Origin of the sequence: Brevundimonas denitrificans (assembly GCF_030160755.1) — a bacterium.
Taxonomy (GTDB): domain Bacteria; phylum Pseudomonadota; class Alphaproteobacteria; order Caulobacterales; family Caulobacteraceae; genus Brevundimonas; species Brevundimonas denitrificans.
On sequence record NZ_BSOY01000111.1, the window covers coordinates 1 to 4,757 of the forward strand.

Consider the following 4,757-nt stretch of genomic DNA (forward strand, 5'->3'; position numbering starts at 1 on the left):
CCGCGCGGCGCGGCGCAGCTGGGCGGCGATCCGAACCACAGGCGCCGCGGCGATCGGCTCGGGCGTCGAAACGTTGGTCAGGGGAGCGGCGGCGACCGCCGTCGGGGCGATCGGCAGGACCGGAGCGGTCGCGGCGGGTTCGGCCAGCGGGGCAGACGCCTCTTCAGGGCCCTGCATCACCATCATGGCGCCGATTCCGCCCAGAGCCAGCACGGCGACGGGAGCCAGGATCATCCAGGTCTTGATCTTGCCCTGGCCGCCGCGCGCCTTGCCGCGACGGGCATAGACGGGGACGAAGGACTCTTCATGGAGCGTATCGGCGCGCGGCGCCTCGATACGATCGCCATACTGTTTGGTCGGCTCGGCGGGATAGGTAACGGTCATGTCTGTTCCTCCAAAATCTCATGGAAGAAACAAGTCTGCGAGACCACGGTTCCGCGATTCCTGAATGGTCGTGAAGAAACACCGTTGCCGCCACACATGAGGCGGCAACGGTGCAACTTTATGCTCAATCAATACTGAGCGGCCGGCGTCAGAAGTTGGTGAGTTCCGAGATCGACAGGACGGCGGGCTGGGGATCGCCGCTGGAATAGGTGCCGACCCAGATTTCATAGCGACCGGACACGGACCCCAGGGTGACCAGCGGGTTGTTGTCCTCGCCCATGTCGTCGTCGCAGTACCATTCGCCGTTGGGCCCGTTCACCACCAGGGTGGTGTCGGCCTTGGACAGCACCGAGATCTTGATGTTCAGCGAGCCGTTGCCGTTCCATTGAAAGCGGAAGTCGGGCGCATTGGTGATGAAGCCCGCGCAGCCGCTGCCGGCGTTGGAGGCGCTGATGTTTCCGCCGGCGCGCAGGCTGACGAGATGCGGATCGGGCTGGAAGCCGGGCGCCAGGGTGATGCTGCCGTAGTTGGGCTCGGCATTGTAGTCCTGGGCGGCGACGGGTCCCGCCAGCGCGAGGGCGCAGACGGCGGTCAAAAGGTATTTCATCGGTTTGGTCCCCCGGGGATCGTCCGGCCCCACGCCGCCAATCCACGTTCGGTGATTAAGCTCCGACCTGCCGCGTTCCACAAGCGGCTGTCAGACTTCGGCAGGTTCACCCTGCGTCACCGCCGCATCGGCGCCACGCCGGCGCGCAAACCGGCGGTCTTTTGCCCCGAAACGCGCCTGTGATTCCCCTGCCGGTTGACCGCGACGGGCGGCTTGTCCATCACCAAGACACGGGCGGCTTTCCGCGGAGTGATCACGACGATGGGTCTGGTGGCGAACATCAAGCGCAACATGCGTTTCGCCAAGGGGCTGCGCCGTCTGCTCAAGCGCATCAAGCCGATCGAACTGGATAGCCCCGATCTGGTCTGCGACGACTGGGAAGAGGCGGTTGACCGGTTCGGGGACCGCGTCGCCATTGTCGATGACCGACGGACGGTGACCTATCGCGAGCTCGACGCCATGGCCAACCGCTTCGGCCACTGGGCCCAGAGCCGTCGGCTCAAGCGGGGCGACACCATCGCCCTGGTGATGCTGAACCGGGCCGAATACATCGCCGCCTGGCTGGGCTTCGCCAAGGTCGGGGTCGCCACCGCCCTGATCAACACCAATCTGACCGGTCACACCCTGGCCCACTGCCTGTCCATCTCCAACGCCTCCCAGGTGGTGACGGACGAGGATTGCTGGAAGCGGGTCGAGGACGCGCGGGTCCTGTCCGGACGTAACCTGATGCTGTGGGTGCTGGGGCTCCGCGACGAGGACGAGGCGGACGAGCGGCGCGGGCTGGACAAGCCGGTGCGCAGCGGTTCGTCCGTGCGGCCCGCCCGGTCGGCGCGTTCGGGTCTGACCAACCGCGACACGGCCCTGTACATCTATACCTCGGGCACGACCGGCCTGCCCAAGGCGGCGAAGATCACCCACGCCCGGGCCCGGACCTATATGCGCGCCTTCGCCGGGGCCACCGGCGCGACCGAGAAGGACGTCACCTTCAACGTCCTGCCCCTGTATCACTCGACCGGCGGACTGGTCGGCGTCGGTCCGGCCCTGCTGAACGGCGGCCAGCTGGTGTTGCGCAAGCGGTTCTCGGCGACGAATTTCTGGCCGGATGTGAACGCCTCGGGAGCCACCCTGTTCGTCTATATCGGCGAGCTGTGCCGCTATCTGCTCAACTGCCCGCAAGCCGAGGGTGAGCGGTCGCACAAGCTGCGGCTGGCCTTCGGCAATGGTCTGCGGCCCGACGTATGGACCGAGTTCCAGAAACGGTTCGCCGTGCCGAACATCCTGGAATTCTACGGCTCGACCGAGGGCAATGTCTCGGTGTTCAATTTCGACGGCAAGCCGGGCGCGATCGGCCGGGTCCCGGGTTTCCTCAAAAAACAGATCAATTTCCGGCTGGTCCGGTTCGACATGGACACCGAAGAGCCCGTTCGCGGACCGGACGGGCTGTGCCAGCTGGCGAAACCGGGCGAGGTCGGCGAGGCCCTGGGCATGATCGGCGACGACATTCGCCATGCCTTCTCGGGCTATGCCGACAAGGCTTCTTCCGAGAAGAAGATCCTGCGCGACGTCTTCGTGCGCGGCGATCGATGGTACCGCACCGGCGACCTGATGAAACAGGACAGCGAAGGCTATGTCTATTTCATCGACCGTATCGGCGACACCTTCCGCTGGAAGGGGGAGAACGTCTCCACCGCCGAGGTCGAGCAAAGACTGGCCGACGCGCCGGGGGTCAAGGAAGTCATCGCCTATGGCGTTCCCGTTCCCGGCCATGAGGGCAAGGCCGGCATGGTCGCCCTGGTGGTTGAAGGCCGGTTCGCCGCCCGCGCCTTCGCCGACTGGGTCGATCAGGAACTGCCGGCCTATGCCCGCCCGGCCTTCGTCCGCCTGATCAAGGCGGCCGACACCACCGGTACCTTCAAATACAAGAAGATCGATCTGGTCGCCGACGGCTTCGATCCCGACAAGGTCGACGGCCCCCTCTACGTCCGGGGCGGCAAGAACGGCTACGCCAAATTCAGCGAGGCCGCCCGCGCGGCCATCATGGACGGGGAAACCCGGCTGTAGAGAGCGTCGGTTCGCAACCGCCCCTTAATCATTAACGGCGAAGGTCCGCGTATCTCGTGCGCAGGATTCCCCGCCCTCCATGTTCCAGATTATCGGCATCGTCCTGCTGTTCGCCATGGTGTTCGGCAGCTACATCCTGTCAGGCGGCAAGATGGAGGTCATCCTCCACTCCCTGCCCTATGAGCTGATGGCCATCCTCGGCGCGGCCGTGGCGGCCTTCCTGATCGGCAACAGCGTCACCACCATCAAGGCGACCCTGGGCGGCTTCGGCAAGGTGTTCGCCGGCGCCAAGTGGAAGAAGCAGGACTACAAGGACCTGCTGTCCCTGCTGTTCCAGCTGACCAAGACGATGAAGTCCAAGGGCGTCATCGCCCTCGAAAGCCACATCGAGAAGCCGGCCGAGAGCCCGATCTTCCAGAAATACCCCAAGGTGCTGAAGGACCATTTCGCCACGGACTTCATCTGCGACACCCTGCGGATGATGACCATGAACCTCGAGGATCCGCACCAGATCGAGGACGCCATGGAAAAGCAGCTGGAAAAGCACCACCACGAGGGTCTGGCCGGGGCGCACGCCTTGACGACCATGGCCGACGGCCTGCCGGCCCTGGGCATCGTGGCGGCGGTTCTGGGGGTCATCAAGACCATGGGTTCGATCACCGAGCCGCCGGAAATCCTGGGCGGGATGATCGGCGGCGCCCTGGTCGGCACCTTCCTCGGCGTGTTTCTGGCCTATGGGCTGGTGGGGCCGATTGCGGTGCGCCTCAAGGAGATCGTCGACGGCGACGGCGCCTTCTACAAGATCATCCAGTCGGTTCTGGTCGCCCACCTGCACGGCAACGCCGCCCAGATCTCCGTCGAGATCGGCCGCGGCGACATCCCGTCCTCGGCCCAGCCGTCTTTCATCGAGATGGAAGAGTCACTGTCGGCCGCCCCGACCGACGCCTGATCATACGGTCCGGTCAGCGGTTCCCCGTGAATGCCGATGTGGGAACGTCCCGCGACGCGGCCGGTTAGGCAGGGGATCGATCGTGACCGCGGGGTGGTCCGCCCCGGGGCGATCATCCGGAGGATCATGTATGCGCATCAGGATCATCACCGCCGCGGCGCTCGGCGCCGTTTCCCTGACCGCCTGTTCGGACCGCGACGCCGGGTCAACGGCCGCACCGGCGGCGGACGCCGCGACCGATTCGGCCGCCACAGCGCCGGCCGAGCCTCCCGCCGACCCGCCGGAGACCCTTCCGCCGGCGGATTCGGGCGGAACCGTCTCGCCCGGTGAAACGCCGCCGACCCTTCCGCCCGAGCCGGCCACGACGTCTCCGGCGTCCAGCCCGCCGCCGCAATAGCGGGATCACGGCGCCGGCGGCCCCGCGATCGGGTCGCCGGCGGAGGCCGGATCTTCATTCCGGGGTCACGCGGGTTCACGAATGCGTGAGAATTTGGCTTGGCTTTCGCTCACGTTCCCGTTATCTCCGGAACTGCGAGGAGTTCATGACCTCGTATGACCCTTCTGAAGGAATAAACATTATGCGCATCACCGCTCTGGTCGCCGCTTCGGTCGCCGCTCTGGCCCTGGCCGCCTGCACCCCCGCCGCCGACAAGGCTGAAGAAGCTTCGGCTGACGCGACCGCCGCCGCCGACACCGCCACGGACGCTGCCGCGACCGCCGACGCTGCCGCCGCCGACGCGACCGCCGCTGCCGCCA

General features: G+C 66.2%; 5 protein-coding genes. 3 read left to right on the plus strand and 2 right to left on the minus strand.

The genetic code is table 11. The features are described from left to right. Both QQJ79_RS14805 and QQJ79_RS14810 read right to left on the minus strand, forming a co-directional pair. On the minus strand, positions 1 to 384 hold a 384-nt coding region (locus tag QQJ79_RS14805; RefSeq protein ID WP_284223696.1), incomplete at its 3' end, for a hypothetical protein. A gap of 148 nt (positions 385 to 532) precedes the next feature. Then, complete coding sequence (locus QQJ79_RS14810; RefSeq protein WP_284223697.1) at positions 533 to 991, minus strand: peptidase S1; 459 nt, start codon at positions 989 to 991, stop codon at positions 533 to 535. Between the two features lie 261 nt (positions 992 to 1,252). On the opposite strand from QQJ79_RS14810, the gene QQJ79_RS14815 reads away from it, so the two are divergent. The 3 genes from QQJ79_RS14815 (at position 1,253) to QQJ79_RS14825 (ending at position 4,398) form a co-directional block, all read left to right on the plus strand. Further along, complete coding sequence (locus QQJ79_RS14815) at positions 1,253 to 3,052, plus strand: long-chain-acyl-CoA synthetase (protein WP_284223701.1); 1,800 nt, start codon at positions 1,253 to 1,255, stop codon at positions 3,050 to 3,052. 79 nt (positions 3,053 to 3,131) lie between these two features. Beyond that, a complete protein-coding gene (motA, locus tag QQJ79_RS14820; protein WP_284223698.1) occupies positions 3,132 to 4,001 on the plus strand; it encodes a flagellar motor stator protein MotA in 870 nt (289 codons plus the stop codon). A gap of 130 nt (positions 4,002 to 4,131) precedes the next feature. Further along, positions 4,132 to 4,398: a hypothetical protein gene (locus QQJ79_RS14825; protein ID WP_284223700.1), complete on the plus strand. Its 267-nt coding sequence runs from the start codon at positions 4,132 to 4,134 to the stop codon at positions 4,396 to 4,398. The last annotated feature ends 359 nt before the right edge of the window (positions 4,399 to 4,757 follow it).

Bases quoted from the DNA above. Each gene is read 5' to 3' on its own strand.
- motA (WP_284223698.1), top strand. From the start codon at position 3,132: ATGTTCCAGATTATCGGCATCGTCCTGCTGTTCGCCATGGTGTTCGGC.
- QQJ79_RS14825 (WP_284223700.1), top strand. From the start codon at position 4,132: ATGCGCATCAGGATCATCACCGCCGCGGCGCTCGGCGCCGTTTCCCTG.
- QQJ79_RS14810 (WP_284223697.1), bottom strand. From the start codon at position 991: ATGAAATACCTTTTGACCGCCGTCTGCGCCCTCGCGCTGGCGGGACCC.
- QQJ79_RS14815 (WP_284223701.1), top strand. From the start codon at position 1,253: ATGGGTCTGGTGGCGAACATCAAGCGCAACATGCGTTTCGCCAAGGGG.